Raw genomic sequence first — 14,928 nt, forward strand, 5'->3', positions numbered from 1 at the left:
AAAGATGGAAGGCGCCGCCCGGCGCCTTCGCATCCCGGATCTTCTGTCGACGGGGCGCTCGGTCGCGCAGCCGTCGGAGGCCGGGTTGAAGTCCGCCCATTTCAACAGGCCGTGGCTTGCCTTCGGCCTGGTCGCGCCGCAGCTGCTGATCCTGCTATTCTTCTTTTTCATCCCGTCCTACAAGGCGCTGTCGCTCGCCTTCGTTCAGGTCGATCCCTTCGGCGGCACTGAGATTTTCGTCGGGCTCACGAATTTCTACAATCTGTTCGCAAGCCCGGAATATCGCGGCAGCGCGCTGTTCACGCTCTGGTTCACCGTTGCCCAGAACGCCGCAACGCTTCTGCTTGCCGGTCTCTTTGCCTTCGCGACCGATTTCGTGATCAGGGGCAGGGGGATCTACAAGAGCATCATCCTGCTTCCCTATGCGATCGCGCCTGTCATATCGGGGGTGATCTGGGCCTTCCTGTTCAATCCGGCGGTGGGGCCGATCGCGCAGCTTCTGCATGGGTTCGGCTTCGAATGGGACCCGAACCGGCGGCCTTTCGATGCGCAGCTTCTGGTGACGATCGCCTCGGTCTGGAAGAATGTCTGCTACGACTACATCTTCCTTGTCGCCGCCTTGCTGGCCGTGCCTGCCTCGCTGCTGGAAGCGGCAAAGCTCGACGGCGCAAGGCCCGTGCGGCGCTTCTTCACCATTTCACTTCCCTTGATCTCGCCGACGATCTTCTTCCTCGTGGTGATGAACTTCGTCTACGGCCTGTTCGAAACCTTCGGCATCATCGACGCGGTCACCCGCGGCGGTCCGGCGGGCGCGACGAACAGCCTGGTCTACAAGGTCTATCAGGATGGTTTCGTGCAGCTCGACCTCGGCTCGTCGGCCGCCCAGTCGGTGCTTTTGATGCTGATCGCCATCCTCTTCACCATCGTTCAATTCCGTGCGCTCGAGCGCAAGGTCAATTACCAGGTGTAGCCATGCCCGAACGCCATCTCGGCCTTTCGATCTTCTGCCACGCCATATTGCTGATCGGCGCGGTTTTCGTCTGCCTGCCGCTCTATTTCGCCTTCGTCGCCGGCTCGCTGACCTTGCAGGAGGTTCAGCAGGCGCCGTTTCCGGTGCTGCCGGGCTCGCATTTCTTTGAAAACCTGGCCGCCGCCTGGCAGCAGGGCGAGTTCTCGCAGCTGTTCCTGAATTCGATCATCGTTACCGCCGGGATCGTCGTCGGCAAGCTGGCGATCTCGCTGATCGCCGCATTCGGCGTCACCTATTTCCGCTTCCCGTTCCGCATGACGGCGTTCTGGCTGATCTTCGTGTCACTGATGCTTCCGGTCGAGGTCCGCATCATCCCGACCTATGAGGCGGTCGCCGATGCCGCCGGGCCGCTTCGCTGGCTGGCCGGGACGATCGGCCTTTCCGGTATCGTCGAGCGGCTGACGGGATACAGCATCGAAGCCTCGTTGAAATGGAACATGGTCAACAGCTATGCCGGCCTGATCCTGCCGCTGATCGCCTCCGCCTCGGCGACCTTCCTGTTCCGGCAGTTCTTCCTGACTGTTCCCGACGAGCTTTGCGAGGCGGCCAAGCTCGATGGCGCCGGCCCCTTGAAGTTCTTCAAGGATATCCTGCTGCCGCTGTCGAGCGCCAATATCGCGGCGCTGTCGATCATCCTGTTTCTCTATGGCTGGAACCAGTATTTGTGGCCGCTGCTCTTCACCACCGACAAGGAAATGGGAACGGCGGTGCTCGGGCTGAAGCAGCTCGTTCCGGTCTCGGACTCCGCGCCCGCCTGGAACATTGCGATGAGCGCCGCCCTGCTCGTCATGCTGCCGCCGGCTGCCGTCATTCTCTTCATGCAACGCTGGTTCACCAAGGGGCTGGTGGACTCGGGAAAGTAACACGCCGAATTTCAAGGATATTCAGACGATGGTGCATATTATCGGCCACCGCGGTGGCCGCAATCTCTGGCCCGAAAACAGTCTCTCGGGCTTCCGCAACCTTGCGCAAATGCCGGTCGAGGGCGTGGAATTCGACATCCACCTGACGCGCTCGGGCGAAATGCTCGTCATTCACGACCCGACGCTCGAACGCACGACGGATGCGCGCGGCCCGGTCACCGATCTCGGCCCCGAAAAACATCGTGAAATCAACCTCAAGGACAGCGACGGGGAGGCGATCCCGACCTTGGAAGAGGTGCTTGCCGTCTTCCAGAACACGCCGCTCGAGCTTCATATCGAACTGAAGACCCATGCCGATGGCACGCCTTACGAGGGGCTGGCCGCCAAGGCATTCGCCGCCGTCGAGCGGCTTGGTCTGACGGAGCGCTCGATCCTGACGAGCTTTCATCCCGACGTGCTTGCCGATATCCGCAAGGCCGCGCCCGGAATTCGCACCCTGTCATCCTTCGACGCCAAGTCGGCCGAGCGTCTCGGCCTTGCGAGCGGCCTCAGCCTGATGAAGCAATGCTCGGATATCATCGCCGTCGAGAAGTCGCTGCTTCAGGCGCAGTGGGAGGAGATCACCCGTCTCGTGCCGCTCGACCGGCTCGGCGCCTGGGTTCCGAACGAGACGAGCGATCTCGAATACTGGCTCGCCAAACCGATCCGGCAGATCACCACGGACCGGCCGGATCTCGCCCTGCAGGCGCGGAGGTGAGGCATGCTCGATAGCCGCATCGACCAATCCGGCACGCGAGGCGCCATGGACAGCATCGACCTCGTGATCTTCGATTGTGACGGCGTGTTGATCGACAGCGAGCCGATCGCCAGCCGTACGCTGGCCGAAACGCTGCAAGGCGCGGGCATTGCGATCAGCGCGGCGGAGGCCCATGTCAAATTCACCGGCAATTCAGAAAGCATCATCGCCGAAATGTGCCGGCTTGAATACGGCATCGCCGACGTCGCCGCGCTGTTCGAGCAGTGGCATCGTCATCTGTTCGAGGAGTTCGCCCGTTCGCTGAAGCCGATTGCCGGCATTGCCGAGGTCGTCAACAGCCTCGACCGCCCGAAATGCGTCGCCTCGAACAGCACGATGCGGCGGCTGCGCAACAGCCTGGGCAAGCTCGATCTCTGGGGCGCCTTCGGCGAAGACGTGTTCAGCGCCGAAGTTGTCTCGCGGCCGAAGCCGGCTCCCGATCTGCTGCTGCATTGCGCCGAGCGTTTCCGGGCCCGCCCGGGCAAATGTGTGATGATCGACGACAGCGTCCACGGCGTGGCGTCGGCAATTGCCGCCGGCATGACGGCCATCGGATTCGTCGATCCTGCCGATCCGAGGCCCGGTCGCCGCGCGGTGCTCGATGCCGCCGGCGCCGCCGCCGTCGCGACGGGGGCAGGGGAACTCACCGCCATTCTGGAAAATGTCGGAGGGAGGCTGTGACGGCGAGCTCGCCAGCGCGTGCTCGCCTTGCCATGTCGCCGCGACCGCGTAATGTCAGCGTCCCCGGCCACGGCTGCCCATCAACCCGATCCCTGGCGATCTGAAACGAGAGACCATGAGCGACACATCCCACACCCCGGAAGCCGGCGCCAACTATGTCATCGGCGTCGATGTCGGCACCGGCAGCGCCCGGGCGGGCCTGTTCGATATGGCCGGCAGCATGCTTGCCTCCGCCAAGCGCAATATCAGCCTGTTTCATGAAGCCGGTTCCATTGTCGAGCAGTCGAGCGGCGAGATCTGGCGCGCCGTTTGCGCGGCCGTGCGGGAGACGGTTGCCGCAGCCGGCGTCGATCCGGCCTCCGTGGTCGGGCTCGGCTTCGACGCCACTTGTTCGCTCGTCGTCCTCGGCCAAGGCGGCAAGCCACTGCCCGTCGGGCCTTCGGAAGATCCGGACCGGGATATCATCGTGTGGATGGACCACCGCGCCGTCCCGCAGGCGGAGCGCATCAACGCCTTCGGGCATGACGTGCTGCGTTATGTCGGCGGCCGCATCTCGCCCGAGATGGAAACGCCGAAGCTTCTCTGGCTCAGGGAAAACCGCCCCCAGGTGTTCGATGCCGCCTGGCAATTCTTCGATCTTGCGGATTTCCTGACCTGGCGGGCGACCGGCGACCTCTCGCGCTCGACCTGCACGGTCACCTGCAAGTGGACCTATCTCGCCCATGAAAAGCGTTGGGATAGCAGCTATTTCCACCAGATCGGCCTCGGCGTGCTGGCAGACGAAGGTTTTGCCCGCATCGGCACGTCCATCGTCGAGCCCGGTTCGGCGCTTGGTCAGGGACTGACCGCTGCGGCGGCGGAAGAGCTCGGACTGGTGCCGGGCACGGCCGTCGCGGCCGGGCTGATCGATGCCCATGCCGGCGGCGTCGGCACCGTCGGCGCCGATCCGCAGGCCAATCTTGCCTATGTTTTCGGGACGTCCTCCTGCACGATGACCTCGACGGCGGAACCGTCTTTCGTTTCCGGCGTCTGGGGTCCTTACTATTCGGCGATGGTGCCGGGCCTCTGGCTGAACGAGGGCGGCCAGAGTGCCGCCGGCGCGGCGATCGACCAGCTTCTCTCCTCCCATCTGGCGGCCGGCGAGGCGAGGGAGCTTGCGACGAGCGCCGGCACTGCGCTGCCGGTCCTGCTTGCCGATATGGCCGCCGGCAAGGCGGGCCGTGCTTCCGATGCGGTCAAGCTGGCAGCCGGGCTGCATGTCGTTCCCGAGTTCCTCGGCAACCGGGCGCCCTTTGCCGATCCGCATGCCCGGGCTGTTATCGCCGGCCTCGGCATGGAGCGGGATGTCGACAGCCTGGTTTCGCTCTACATCGCCGGGCTTTGCGGCATCGGCTACGGCCTCAGGCAGATCATCGAAACGCAGGCCGAGGCGGGCGTCAGCGTCGAAAACATCGTCATCAGCGGCGGCGCCGGCCAGCACGATTTCGTCCGCCAAGTGCTCGCCGATGCGAGCGGCAAGCCGGTGGTCGCCACGACCGCCGAGGAGCCGGTGCTGCTCGGGGCGGCCATCCTCGGGGCCGTCGCCGGCCGCCAATTTGCCGATGTGCGCGCGGCGATGAGCGAACTCACCAAGGTGGAAACACGCTTTCAGCCGTCAGAGGGCGAGGTTTCCGATCTGCACCGCAGGCGTTACGAAGCCTTCAAGGAGCTGCAGACGCTGGCGCGCAAGCTTCGCAGCTGACATGGCTGCGCGAGGCTAATTGTTGATGGCGATGATCGCCCAATGGCTCTCGTCGCAGGCGTTGTCGTCGCAGACCGCGCCCATCCAGACGGCGCCGTTTGCGAGCATCACGCCCTCGCTGCTGACGAAGAGATCCTGATATCGCTGGCGGCCGACGGCGCGGCGGGTGTCGGGCGTCACCAGATCGTCGAAATTCTCGACGAAATCCTCGGCGTTCTCGACATCGTAGGTTTCGCCGTTCGCCTTCACGGTCAGCGGGTATTCGGCAAGGCCGGCAATGGTCTCGGCGTCGCCGGAGCGCATGGCGAGAACGAGCTGGCGCAGCGGCCGGTCGAAGCCCGCGGCATCGTCGTGCAATTCCTCGATCCGGTCATAGACCTCGTTGTCCGATTGCGCAGCGGCGCGGCCGGTGAAGGGCGCCGCTGCCAGGAGCATCGCTCCGGCCAGGAAAAAGGCGGCAGAAAGGCGAGACATGACTGGCTCCCAAATGACGTTCGACAAGCATTATGCAATCGCCAGCAGTGTCCGCCTATCCAATTCTGGTGCTGCGCCCGCCTTTCCCGTATAAAAATCTGCCGGGCCTGCTTGACGGCCCGATCGGTTTGACGCATAAAGCTCACGAACCGTACCGTACGGTACGTATATGGGAGCCATGACCGTGTCCGTCGATACTGCAGAGCCGAGCGAATTTTCGCCGCGCCAGAACGCCGTTCTGGAGCAGGCGCTGCGGCTGCTCGTCGATGGCGGCGAGAAGGCGCTGACGACCTCGGGGGTCGCGCGCGCCGCCAATTGCTCCAAGGAAAGCCTCTACAAGTGGTTCGGCGACCGTGACGGCCTGCTGTCTGCGATGATCGCCTATCAGGCAAGCAAGGTGCGCACCTTCGAGCGCAACGGCGAGCGGCTGACGGCGGCGAGCCTGCACGACCATGTGGTCATCTTCGCGCGCGACCTGCTCGAGGTGCTGGCCGGCGATGTCTCGCTGGCGCTGAACCGGCTGGCGATCGGCCAGTCCCATCGCGACGGCTCGAAGCTCGGCAAGCTGTTGCTGGAGCGCGGCCGCCGCCAGATCGACCGGCGCGCCATGGCGCTGATCGATGCCGGCAAGAGGGCGGGGCTGCTGCGCTTTGCCGATGCCGACGAGGCTTATCATACGCTATACGGCCTTGTCGTTTCCGACCTGCATGTGCGCATGCTGCTCGGGGAGCCCGGCCTCAAGGATACCGCGCGCCAGGCGGAGAAGGCGGTGACCGCCTTCCTCCGGCTCTACGGCACGGAAAAGGTACTGGCGGAGATGCCGGCTCTCGGCTGATTTCGCTGTAATGACAATCAACAGGACAAGCACAAGGGAAGGAACTTCAAATGCGCGTCTATTACGATCGTGATGCCGATCTCAACCTCATCAAGGCCAAGAAGGTCGCCGTCATCGGCTATGGTTCGCAGGGCCGCGCCCATGCGCTGAACCTGAAGGACAGCGGCGCCCAGAACCTCGTCATCGCTCTCAAGGCCGGTTCGCCCACAGTCAAGAAGGCCGAAGCCGACGGCTTCAAGGTCATGACGGTTGCCGAAGCCGCCGGCTGGGCAGACCTGATGATGATGGCGACGCCGGACGAGCTGCAGGCCGACATCTACAAGGCCGACATCGCTCCGAACATCCGCGACGGCGCAGCCATCGCCTTCGCTCACGGCCTCAACGTTCACTTCGGCCTGATCGAACCGAAGGCTTCGGTCGACGTCGTCATGATCGCGCCGAAGGGCCCGGGCCACACGGTTCGCGGCGAATACCAGAAGGGCGGCGGCGTTCCCTGCCTCGTTGCCGTGCATCAGAACGCGTCCGGCAACGCGCTTGAACTCGCTCTCTCCTACGCCTGCGGCGTCGGCGGCGGCCGTTCGGGCATCATCGAAACCAACTTCCGCGAAGAGTGCGAAACCGACCTCTTCGGCGAACAGGTCGTTCTCTGCGGCGGTCTCGTCGAGCTCATCCGCGCCGGTTTCGAAACGCTGACCGAAGCCGGTTACGCGCCCGAAATGGCCTATTTCGAGTGCCTGCACGAAGTGAAGCTGATCGTCGACCTGATCTATGAAGGCGGCATCGCCAACATGAACTACTCGATCTCCAATACGGCCGAGTGGGGCGAATACGTCACCGGTCCGCGCATCATCACCGAAGAAACCAAGGCCGAGATGAAGCGCGTCCTCAAGGACATCCAGACCGGCAAGTTCACCTCCGAATGGATGCAGGAATACCGCTCCGGTGCCGCCCGCTTCAAGGGCATCCGCCGCAACAACGACAGCCACCAGATCGAGGAAGTCGGCGCCAAGCTGCGCGGCATGATGCCCTGGATCGGCAAGAACAAGCTGGTCGACAAGAGCGTGAACTAAGCGATTTCGCTGATATTGAACGGGAGGCCGGGGTGAAAGCTCCGGCCTCTTTTTTTGGCTTAGCTCTTTTACTCAACGTCATCCTCGGCCTTGTGCCGAGGATCTGCTGCCCTATCGAACGGAGGCAGATGGCTCGGGACAAGCCCGAGCATGACGAAGGGTTGGTGGGCCGGCCTGCCAGCAATCCAATGTCGGGGCTGCGGCGTCCGCAGCAATCAGACCTTTCCGACAGAGACAGCCTCCTCGACCGCAAGCTCGGCCATGGCGAGGGCTGCCTCGCGGGTTTTGGCGGCGGCGATGAAGCGGCCGTTGTGGCAGAAGCTGGCGCCGGGCACGCCGCAGACGGCCTCCAGCTCGCCATTGGTCAGGCCCGCCCAGGCGGCGGGAAGATCGGCTCTCAGTTCGAAGCCTTCGTCGGCGCGGCGGATGCCGGTCACGCACCAATCCTTCTCGCGCGGGTGGACGACGAAGAGCAGGTGATCGGCGCCCGCCTTCACGATCGCGGGGCGGAAGGGCATTCCCATCGGCAATTCGAGAACGCGGCGCTCGGCGGTATTGCGTATGGCCTGATGCACGATGGCCTCTGCCCGCAATTTCGCGGCGCTCTGGGCGATCTTCGCTTCGACGAAGCTGCGGGCGACGGCAAGTGCGGCGTGGAAAGCGCGGCCGTCGGCCTCGGGATCGCGATCGTCGAAAACCGGTTTCAAGGTTTCCAGCAGGGCGGGCAGGGTGAGCCCGGCGAGCGGCCCGGAGGGGCTGAGCGCGCCATTGTCGGTCAGGTCGATCGGCAGGACGAAGCTCGCATCGAAGGAGGCGTGGAGTTCGGCGACATGTTCTTCGGGAATGCCGGCGGCGGCAAGATAATCATGGCCGTAATGCTTCCAGATCAGTCCGAAGGAGCTGAAGGGCTGGCCATCTCTCCGCAACGGCGCGCCACGCTGATGGTGATCGAAAATCCCAGCCTCGGCGTCATAGGCGCCGCCGACATCATAGATGATGCGGTCTGGCCCCGGCGTGATCCATTCCGGTGCGCGGCTGCGGACGATGCGGGCCTGTGGGAACAGCCGGGTCAGGATGACGCTCGACAGCAGTTCGTCGGCATGGAAGCCACCGGAATGGGTGACGAGGAAATCTGGGATCATGGAAGCCGTAGCCTTGTCGTTTGCGGAGGAACCCGCCTGAGTTTTGCCTGAGATAGCCGTTGCCGGAGACCATCTCAACCCATCATTCGCGCATCGAGGTGCTGCCCGGATGCCTGCGATCGGCGAAAGGCGGGCGTGCTTTACGAATTTGTATAGTTCGGGCGAAGTCCCGGTGAGTTTTCGGGCGCAGCTTGGTGCCGTCGTCACATCCAAGTCGAGGCCAGCTCTCATGAACATGCGCGCCGCAACCGCCGCCATCGCCACGGCAGTCCATCCGGTCAGCCTGCGGATCAATACCTATCTCATCAATCTCGACCGGGCGGAACTTCGCCGGTTTCGCATGGAGCGCCTGCTGTCGGAGATCGGCATAGGCTTCGAGCGCGTGGCGGCCGTCGACGGCGTCGGCATAACCTTGCCGCGCCGCGATTTCGACGGGCAATCCTATCTGCGCCGGCATGGCCGCAGGCCGAATCCTTTCGAGATCGGCTGCTATCTCAGCCATGTCGAGTGCGCAAGGCGCTTCCTTGCCGGCAACGGCGAATTTGCTCTCATTCTCGAAGACGATCTCGATTTCGACGACGACTTCGCCGAGGTGCTCGCCGCCGCGCTCGATCACCACGCATCCTGGGATATCCTGCGGCTTTCGACGGTGAGTACGGGACGCAAGCACAGCGTAGGGCCGCTGACGGCATCCCGCTCGCTGGCGATCGCGCTCACCCGCGAGAAGGGTTCGGGCGCCTATCTGATCAATCGCAAGGCCGCCGGCTGGATTGCCGATAGGCTGGTTCCGATGCGGCTGCCCTATGATCTCGCGTTCGATCTGGAATTCGACGAGGGGCTGCAAGCCTGTTTCGTCGATCCGGTTCCGGTCAGCCAGCGGGCCGATCGGCATTCCCAGATACAGGCGGGGCTCTCGACCTACCGGCTTGGCCGCCGCCGGCCGTGGAGCGTCCTGCCGTATCGCGCGGCGGCGGAAGTGCGCCGGTTCGCGGCGCGTTTTGTCAGGCTTGCGGCGCTACGGATGCGAGGCTGGAAAGAGGAGCCGGCGGCAGCGGAAAGCCTATCGAAACGGTGAGGCCGGGATGGTTGTCGCCCATGGCGATCTCCGCCGAATGCAGGTCGGCAACCGCCTTGACCAGGCTGAGGCCAAGGCCGCTTCCTTCCGTCGTGCGGCTCTTGTCGAGGCGGTAGAGACGGCGGAACACCTTGTCCCGCTCCTCGGCGGGAATGCCCGGCCCGCTGTCGGCGACCGCCAATATGGCGCGATTGTCCTGCCGCCGCAGCGACAGCGTGATGAAAGTTCCGGCTGGGCAGTGGTTGATGGCGTTCTCCACCAGATTGGCGATCATCTGCGTCAGCAGATCCCGGTCGCCCCAGACGAGTGCGGAACAGCGCTCAGCGATTGCCAGAGACTGGCCGGCGTCTTCGGCGACATCGGCATAGACCTCGGAAATGACGGCCAGCACATCGTCGATATCGGTTGCCTGGAAACGCTCCCTGCGGGCGCCGGCTTCGATCTGGGAAATGCGCAGAAGTGCGGCGAAGGTCGTGTTGATCCGGTCGCTCTCGCTTCTCGCCTCGTCGAGAAGAGCCGAAACGTCGAGCTGCCGGTCGTTTCGCGCCACGGCGGCGTCCAGCGTCAGGCGCAGCCTGTTGAGAGGCGTCTTGAGATCGTGGGCGATGTCGGCGCTCACCTGCCGCATGCTCTCGACCAATGTCTGGAGCCGTTCCAGGGCCGCATTGATCTGGATGGCCACCGTATCGAGATCGTCGCCGTTTCCGGTGATCGGAATGCGGGCCTGCAGCGCGCCATGGGCGACGTCGTTCATGGTGTTGGCAACCCTGTCCAGTCTCGCCTGGGCGCGGAACGCCAGGAAGACGCCGCCGCCGATGGCTGTCGCCACGGCAATGGCGGCAGCCCATTCGAAGCTCACAAGCACGATCCTCAGCATTTCGTCGACATCGTTGAAGTTTTCGGCGACCACCAGCGTATAGGGGCCGATCGCCGAGACCTGCATGCGGTAGCGTTCGTGCCCCTTCAGACCGACGTCGCGCGAGGTGACGGTATAGACGCCGTTCGGGATTCGGGGCGCGGCGAAATTGCCGGCCAGTTTGCGCCCGCCCGCATCCATCAGCGAGTAGAGCCCGTCGGAGGTCGATTGGAAGCTCGCATAGTTGTTCAGCGTGTTGATCAGATCTTCGGTATCGTGCGGCTGGTAGGCCGAGGCGATCAGCGAATTCATCTCGTGGAGCGATTGTTCCAGGTCGCGTTCAAGGCCGGCGCGCAGCATGTGGTACATGATGGCGCCGCTGAAGATGAAGGTGGCGACGAAGAGGACGCCGAAGGTGACGGCAAGCCGGAACGGCGTGCTCCGGCGCAGATTAGCGAGGCGCATGCAGGCTGTATCCGGTGTTGCGGACCGTGTGCAGAAGCTGCGTTTCGAACGGCTTGTCGACCTTTGCCCTGAGCCGGCTGATATGGGTTTCGACGACGCTGGTCTTCGGGTCGAAGTGAAAGTCCCAGACCCGCTCCAGCAGCATCGTCTTGGTGATGACCCGGCCTTCGCCGCGCATCAGCACTTCGAGCAGGGTGAATTCGCGCGGCTGCAGCTCGATGGCCTGGCCGGCGCGGCGGGCCTCGCGCCGGATGAGATCGAGCTCGAGATCGGCGACCTTCAGAACGGCCTTCTGCTCCTGCACCGGCGGCCGGCGGCCGAGGGCATTCACGCGGGCGAGAAGCTCGGAAAAGGCGAAGGGCTTGACGAGATAGTCGTCGCCGCCCGCTTCCAGCCCCTCGACCCGATCGTCCACGCCGCCGATCGATGTCAGAAACAGTGCCGGCGTGCCGATTTTGGCAGCGCGCAGCGAGCGGACGATCGCAAGGCCGTCGAGGCCCGGCAGCATGCGATCGACGACGATGACGTCATAGGCTTCCCGCTGCGCCTGAAAGAGGCTGTCGCGGCCATCGGCGAACACGTCGCAAACGTGGCCCGCCTCGGAGAAGCCCTTGGAGACATAATCCGACGTCTTGGCGTCGTCCTCGATAAGCAGGATTTTCATGAACCCGATCATTCCCGCATGTGTGAGGGTAAAACCTAGCCGAGGGCATGCCCCTGCCACAACATACGGATTGGTAAGGTTGGAGACCGCCGCCGCAGACAGGCGATGCATCACAATCCACCTTGGCGGACCGGATCGGCGCGCTACCTCTGCGTGAGGCAAGGAGGCAGATGATGAAAATGCGCAAGTTCACAATCGCCGACGCATCGCTCGAGCGTTCCCCGGGGCAGGAGGCCGACATATCCGTCGGCAATCTGGTCGACGAGCGGCACGGCGGGCCGATCACCATCGGCTATGGACGCTACGCCCCCGGCCAGAACCTCAGCGAGACGATGGCGGTCGACGACGTGATGATCGTTCTGGAGGGACGGCTCTCGGTCTCGACCGACGCCGGCACCGTCACCGCGGGCCCGGGCGAGATCGTCTACATGCCCAAGGGCGAGACGGTGACCATCCGCTCGCACGAGGAGGGCGCCTTGACCGCCTATGTCACCTATCCGCATTGGCGGCCGGCGCATAGCTGAGCCCGCATCAGCAACCTCGTTCGACGAGGCGGTATGGCCTTCACGAGATCCTTTCACTGCCTCGCACTGGCCGTCAGCCAGCGGGTCGGTTTGCCGTCATAGCCGCCGCCATCGTGCTCGGCGATGGCGATGTCGCGCCAGCCGCCTTTCGTCAGCAGGTCCGACAGCCAGTCGGCGGAAGGATAGTTGTAGTAGCGGCCAAGGCCGTCATGGCCTTCGGCTTCGCCGGCCTTCAAGCTTGCGTGGAGGAGGCCTCCGGGCCTGAGCGCGCGGCGGATGCGGGCGAAGACGTCTGGCAGCTCGGGGCGGGGGACATGGAGCAGGCTCGCATGCGCCCAGACGCCGTCATAGGCGTTTTCGGCGTCGAGGTCCTGGAACAGCATGACGCGGACAGGTCTGCCGATCCGTGCCTCCGCCTGTCTTGCGAGTTCGGCCGAACCGTCGGTCGGGGTGACGTCGAAGCCTTGCTGGAGCATGTAGGCGCTGTCCTGCCCGGCGCCGCAGCCGAGTTCGAGGATCGAGGCGCCCGGCGCTAACCCGGCGAGGAAGGCGTCCAGCTCGAGCTTCGGCAGGCTGCGGGCGCGGTTGGCATAAATCTCGGCGTTTTCCGCGTAGAAGGCGGCGGTGCTGTCATTGGGCATGCGGGCCGGTCGATCCTGAGCGTCGGGTGGATTGAAGGTGCCTTTCGGGAAGCCGGTCGGCGCCGATGATGTCGAGGACGAGGATGCCGTCCGGTATTTGGCGGTAGAACGCGACATGGCGCATGTGGAGGAGGCGGCGCAGGCCGGCGCCGAGCTCGTCGCACTGGTCCCCCATGGATGGCACGCGCGAGAGAAGCACGAAAATCCTGTCCCAATCGAGGAGGTAGGCATCGGCCTGCGCCTCGCCGAAATGCAGGCTGGCATATTCGTCGATGCCTGAAAGGACCGCATCGGCGGTTCGGGTCAGCCTATAGGTAGTTGTCACGCAGCTTCGCCTTCGTTTCCAACAATATATCGGGAATGCGCCGGTCGCTGATGCCGCTCTCCTCGGCCTGCCTCAGAATGTCGCGCAGTTCGTCGTCGTCGAGCTTGCGATGGTCCTGGTCCTTCACGATGAGTTCCGCCAAGAAGGCGTCGGCACTGTCGTATCTGCCGCTTGCGACACGGCGCGCGACATAATCCGCCAGACTATCCGGAAGCGAGATCGTCATTTTCGCCATCGAATTCGGTACCGCCCGCACATGCCGGCCTCAGTTGTCCCTGATGCCAGGCTACCATCCCCGTCTTGTGATAGAGGCGTGGCGGCCCGCCGTCGAGCACTTGGGTCACATGCGGGGCGGTCTTTTTATCGATGTGGACGACCGGCCCGACGGGTTTTGCGGGCGAGGCGGAGAGCGACGCCCACCATGCCGGTGTTGGCGCCGCCATTCGCCTGGAAGGTCTGACGTTTAGGCCGGGATGAGGCGTGTCCAGCCGCGCTCGTCATTCGTGGCACCTTTCTGCAGGCTGACGAGCTGCTGGCGCAGCTCGCTGGTCAGCTTGCCCGTCTGTCCGTCTCCGACCTTGAACTCGCCGCCTGCATGCCGAACCAGGCCGATGCCCGCCAGCACCGCGGCAGTGCCGCAAGCAAAGGCTTCGACGAGCTTGCCGCTGGCTGCGTCGGCCTGCCATTCCTCGAAGGAGTAGGGACGCTGCTCGACGCGAAGGCCCTTTTCTCCGGCGAGCGCGATCACCGAAGCCCGGGTGATGCCCGGCAGGATGGTACCGCCAAGAGGCGGGGTCACCACCGATCCGTCATTCATGACGAAGAAGACGTTCATGCCGCCGAGCTCCTCGACCCAGCGATGCTCCGCTGCATCAAGGAAGACGACCTGATCGCAATCCCTCTTGGCCGCTTCCGCTTGCGCCACGAGGCTGGCTGCATAGTTTCCGCCGCATTTTGCAGCACCCGTGCCGCCGGCGGCTGCGCGGGTGTATTCGGTCTCGACCCATAGGGAAACTGCCTTCGCTCCACCTTTGAAGTAGGCGCCGACCGGAGAGGCGATGATGCAGAAGATGTATTCTTGAGCCGGACGAACGCCGAGAAATGCCTCGTTAGCGAACATGAAAGGGCGAAGGTAGAGGCTGGCGTCGCCTGACGGTATCCAGTTCCTGTCGACCCGGACCAGCTCTTCGACGGCCTTCAGGAAAAGTTCTTCCGGGACTTCCGGCATTGCCATGCGGGCCGCAGACTGGGCGAAGCGGCGGGCGTTTTCTTCCGGCCGGAAGAGCAGTATGCGGCCGTCGTCGGCCTTATAGGCCTTCATGCCTTCGAAGATTTCCTGGGCGTAGTGCAGCACGGCGCTTGCCGGGTCGAGTTCCAGGGCGCGGCGCGGCGTCACCTTTGCGTCGTGCCAACCCTTGTCGGGCGTCCAGCGTGCCAGGACCATATGATCCGTAAAGACTTTACCGAAGCCGGGTGTTTCCAGTGCCTTGATGCGGTCGGCGTCGGAGACGGGGGACTTGTGGAATTCGATTGTGATTTCAGGAGAGGTCGACGTCGCGGTCATTGCTGGCACCTTGGGTAGTCCAATGGATAATGGCGCGCACACTACTGCCGCCAGACCGGTTTTGGAAAGGTCTGAATGCGGCAATTTTGTCTCGTGATCGGAGGAATAATCGTGCGATGCGGCGTCGCCGCGCATATCTCCGATGTCCACGCGGACAGTGCCAGGACACTCGCAGACTCGTC

The 14,928-nt window shown here is 63.9% G+C and carries 17 protein-coding genes; 9 read left to right on the forward strand and 8 right to left on the reverse strand.

Annotation, left to right across the window (positions count from 1 at the left end):
• The first annotated feature begins 4 nt into the window (after positions 1-4).
• The 5 genes from ATY76_RS03420 to ATY76_RS03440 all read left to right on the forward strand — a co-directional run bounded on the left by ATY76_RS03420 (position 5) and on the right by ATY76_RS03440 (position 5,111).
• A complete protein-coding gene (locus ATY76_RS03420; RefSeq protein ID WP_190233596.1) occupies positions 5-970 on the forward strand; it encodes an ABC transporter permease subunit in 966 nt (321 codons plus the stop codon).
• Between the two features lie 2 nt (positions 971-972).
• Positions 973-1,893, forward strand: a complete 921-nt coding sequence (locus tag ATY76_RS03425) for an ABC transporter permease subunit (RefSeq protein ID WP_088673353.1) — start codon at positions 973-975, stop codon at positions 1,891-1,893.
• Between the two features lie 28 nt (positions 1,894-1,921).
• Positions 1,922-2,650 carry a glycerophosphodiester phosphodiesterase family protein gene (locus ATY76_RS03430; protein WP_088673354.1) on the forward strand — a complete coding sequence of 243 codons (729 nt, stop codon included), beginning with the start codon at positions 1,922-1,924 and terminating at the stop codon, positions 2,648-2,650.
• A gap of 3 nt (positions 2,651-2,653) precedes the next feature.
• Positions 2,654-3,370, forward strand: a complete 717-nt coding sequence (locus ATY76_RS03435; protein WP_088673355.1) for an HAD family hydrolase — start codon at positions 2,654-2,656, stop codon at positions 3,368-3,370.
• A 115-nt stretch (positions 3,371-3,485) separates the two neighbouring features.
• Complete coding sequence (locus tag ATY76_RS03440) at positions 3,486-5,111, forward strand: FGGY-family carbohydrate kinase (protein ID WP_088673356.1); 1,626 nt, start codon at positions 3,486-3,488, stop codon at positions 5,109-5,111.
• Positions 5,112-5,126: 15 nt separating this feature from the next.
• On the opposite strand, the gene ATY76_RS03445 is transcribed toward ATY76_RS03440, so the two are convergent.
• Positions 5,127-5,585 carry a hypothetical protein gene (locus ATY76_RS03445; protein WP_088673357.1) on the reverse strand — a complete coding sequence of 153 codons (459 nt, stop codon included), beginning with the start codon at positions 5,583-5,585 and terminating at the stop codon, positions 5,127-5,129.
• A gap of 169 nt (positions 5,586-5,754) precedes the next feature.
• Between ATY76_RS03445 and ATY76_RS03450 the strand changes: the two genes are divergently transcribed.
• A complete protein-coding gene (locus ATY76_RS03450; RefSeq protein ID WP_004668554.1) occupies positions 5,755-6,420 on the forward strand; it encodes a TetR/AcrR family transcriptional regulator C-terminal domain-containing protein in 666 nt (221 codons plus the stop codon).
• A 50-nt stretch (positions 6,421-6,470) separates the two neighbouring features.
• The gene (ilvC, locus tag ATY76_RS03455; RefSeq protein WP_004668557.1) at positions 6,471-7,490 is read left to right on the forward strand and encodes a ketol-acid reductoisomerase; all 1,020 of its coding nucleotides are present in this window, start codon (positions 6,471-6,473) and stop codon (positions 7,488-7,490) included.
• Between the two features lie 215 nt (positions 7,491-7,705).
• On the opposite strand, the gene ATY76_RS03460 is transcribed toward ilvC, so the two are convergent.
• Positions 7,706-8,632, reverse strand: a complete 927-nt coding sequence (locus ATY76_RS03460; RefSeq protein WP_088673358.1) for an MYG1 family protein — start codon at positions 8,630-8,632, stop codon at positions 7,706-7,708.
• A 229-nt stretch (positions 8,633-8,861) separates the two neighbouring features.
• Between ATY76_RS03460 and ATY76_RS03465 the strand changes: the two genes are divergently transcribed.
• Positions 8,862-9,707, forward strand: coding sequence for a glycosyltransferase family 25 protein (locus ATY76_RS03465; protein WP_088673359.1), 846 nt, complete (start codon positions 8,862-8,864; stop codon positions 9,705-9,707).
• On the opposite strand, the gene ATY76_RS03470 is transcribed toward ATY76_RS03465, so the two are convergent.
• Together ATY76_RS03470 and ATY76_RS03475 are read right to left on the reverse strand one after the other, a co-directional pair.
• On the reverse strand, positions 9,634-11,028 hold the full coding sequence (locus tag ATY76_RS03470) for a HAMP domain-containing sensor histidine kinase (protein WP_088673360.1): 1,395 nt from the start codon (positions 11,026-11,028) through the stop codon (positions 9,634-9,636). The two genes, ATY76_RS03465 and ATY76_RS03470, sit on opposite strands and share 74 nt — an antisense overlap.
• Positions 11,015-11,692 carry a winged helix-turn-helix domain-containing protein gene (locus tag ATY76_RS03475; protein ID WP_088673744.1) on the reverse strand — a complete coding sequence of 226 codons (678 nt, stop codon included), beginning with the start codon at positions 11,690-11,692 and terminating at the stop codon, positions 11,015-11,017. Before ATY76_RS03475 ends, ATY76_RS03470 begins: the two co-directional genes overlap by 14 nt.
• 173 nt (positions 11,693-11,865) lie before the next feature.
• Here ATY76_RS03475 and ATY76_RS03480 point away from each other — a divergent pair, with 173 nt between their 5' ends.
• A complete protein-coding gene (locus ATY76_RS03480; protein ID WP_088673745.1) occupies positions 11,866-12,216 on the forward strand; it encodes an AraC family ligand binding domain-containing protein in 351 nt (116 codons plus the stop codon).
• Between the two features lie 53 nt (positions 12,217-12,269).
• On the opposite strand, the gene ATY76_RS03485 is transcribed toward ATY76_RS03480, so the two are convergent.
• The 4 genes from ATY76_RS03485 to ATY76_RS03500 form a co-directional block, all read right to left on the reverse strand.
• Positions 12,270-12,857 carry a class I SAM-dependent methyltransferase gene (locus ATY76_RS03485; RefSeq protein WP_088673361.1) on the reverse strand — a complete coding sequence of 196 codons (588 nt, stop codon included), beginning with the start codon at positions 12,855-12,857 and terminating at the stop codon, positions 12,270-12,272.
• A complete protein-coding gene (locus tag ATY76_RS03490; RefSeq protein ID WP_088673362.1) occupies positions 12,847-13,182 on the reverse strand; it encodes a type II toxin-antitoxin system RelE/ParE family toxin in 336 nt (111 codons plus the stop codon). Before ATY76_RS03490 ends, ATY76_RS03485 begins: the two co-directional genes overlap by 11 nt.
• Entirely contained in the window at positions 13,166-13,408 is a 243-nt protein-coding gene (locus ATY76_RS03495; protein ID WP_245309655.1) for a transcriptional regulator, read from the reverse strand. The genes ATY76_RS03490 and ATY76_RS03495 overlap by 17 nt, the downstream gene beginning before the upstream one ends.
• Positions 13,409-13,645: 237 nt before the next feature.
• The gene (locus tag ATY76_RS03500; protein ID WP_088673364.1) at positions 13,646-14,746 is read right to left on the reverse strand and encodes a branched-chain amino acid aminotransferase; all 1,101 of its coding nucleotides are present in this window, start codon (positions 14,744-14,746) and stop codon (positions 13,646-13,648) included.
• Positions 14,747-14,928 lie beyond the last annotated feature (182 nt).

Origin of the sequence: Rhizobium sp. R339, from assembly GCF_002211395.1 — a bacterium.
Classification (GTDB): domain Bacteria; phylum Pseudomonadota; class Alphaproteobacteria; order Rhizobiales; family Rhizobiaceae; genus Rhizobium.

What these genes read in the sequence shown, in the direction of transcription:
- ATY76_RS03450 (WP_004668554.1), top strand. Translation starts at nt 5,755, where the DNA reads ATGGGAGCCATGACCGTGTCCGTCGATACTGCAGAGCCGAGCGAATTT.
- ATY76_RS03465 (WP_088673359.1), top strand. Translation starts at nt 8,862, where the DNA reads ATGAACATGCGCGCCGCAACCGCCGCCATCGCCACGGCAGTCCATCCG.
- ATY76_RS03495 (WP_245309655.1), bottom strand. Translation starts at nt 13,408, where the DNA reads ATGACGATCTCGCTTCCGGATAGTCTGGCGGATTATGTCGCGCGCCGT.
- ATY76_RS03445 (WP_088673357.1), bottom strand. Translation starts at nt 5,585, where the DNA reads ATGTCTCGCCTTTCTGCCGCCTTTTTCCTGGCCGGAGCGATGCTCCTG.
- ATY76_RS03485 (WP_088673361.1), bottom strand. Translation starts at nt 12,857, where the DNA reads ATGCCCAATGACAGCACCGCCGCCTTCTACGCGGAAAACGCCGAGATT.
- ATY76_RS03425 (WP_088673353.1), top strand. Translation starts at nt 973, where the DNA reads ATGCCCGAACGCCATCTCGGCCTTTCGATCTTCTGCCACGCCATATTG.
- ATY76_RS03420 (WP_190233596.1), top strand. Translation starts at nt 5, where the DNA reads ATGGAAGGCGCCGCCCGGCGCCTTCGCATCCCGGATCTTCTGTCGACG.
- ATY76_RS03480 (WP_088673745.1), top strand. Translation starts at nt 11,866, where the DNA reads ATGAAAATGCGCAAGTTCACAATCGCCGACGCATCGCTCGAGCGTTCC.
- ATY76_RS03435 (WP_088673355.1), top strand. Translation starts at nt 2,654, where the DNA reads ATGCTCGATAGCCGCATCGACCAATCCGGCACGCGAGGCGCCATGGAC.
- ATY76_RS03430 (WP_088673354.1), top strand. Translation starts at nt 1,922, where the DNA reads ATGGTGCATATTATCGGCCACCGCGGTGGCCGCAATCTCTGGCCCGAA.
- ilvC (WP_004668557.1), top strand. Translation starts at nt 6,471, where the DNA reads ATGCGCGTCTATTACGATCGTGATGCCGATCTCAACCTCATCAAGGCC.
- ATY76_RS03470 (WP_088673360.1), bottom strand. Translation starts at nt 11,028, where the DNA reads ATGCGCCTCGCTAATCTGCGCCGGAGCACGCCGTTCCGGCTTGCCGTC.
- ATY76_RS03500 (WP_088673364.1), bottom strand. Translation starts at nt 14,746, where the DNA reads ATGACCGCGACGTCGACCTCTCCTGAAATCACAATCGAATTCCACAAG.
- ATY76_RS03475 (WP_088673744.1), bottom strand. Translation starts at nt 11,692, where the DNA reads ATGAAAATCCTGCTTATCGAGGACGACGCCAAGACGTCGGATTATGTC.
- ATY76_RS03460 (WP_088673358.1), bottom strand. Translation starts at nt 8,632, where the DNA reads ATGATCCCAGATTTCCTCGTCACCCATTCCGGTGGCTTCCATGCCGAC.
- ATY76_RS03440 (WP_088673356.1), top strand. Translation starts at nt 3,486, where the DNA reads ATGAGCGACACATCCCACACCCCGGAAGCCGGCGCCAACTATGTCATC.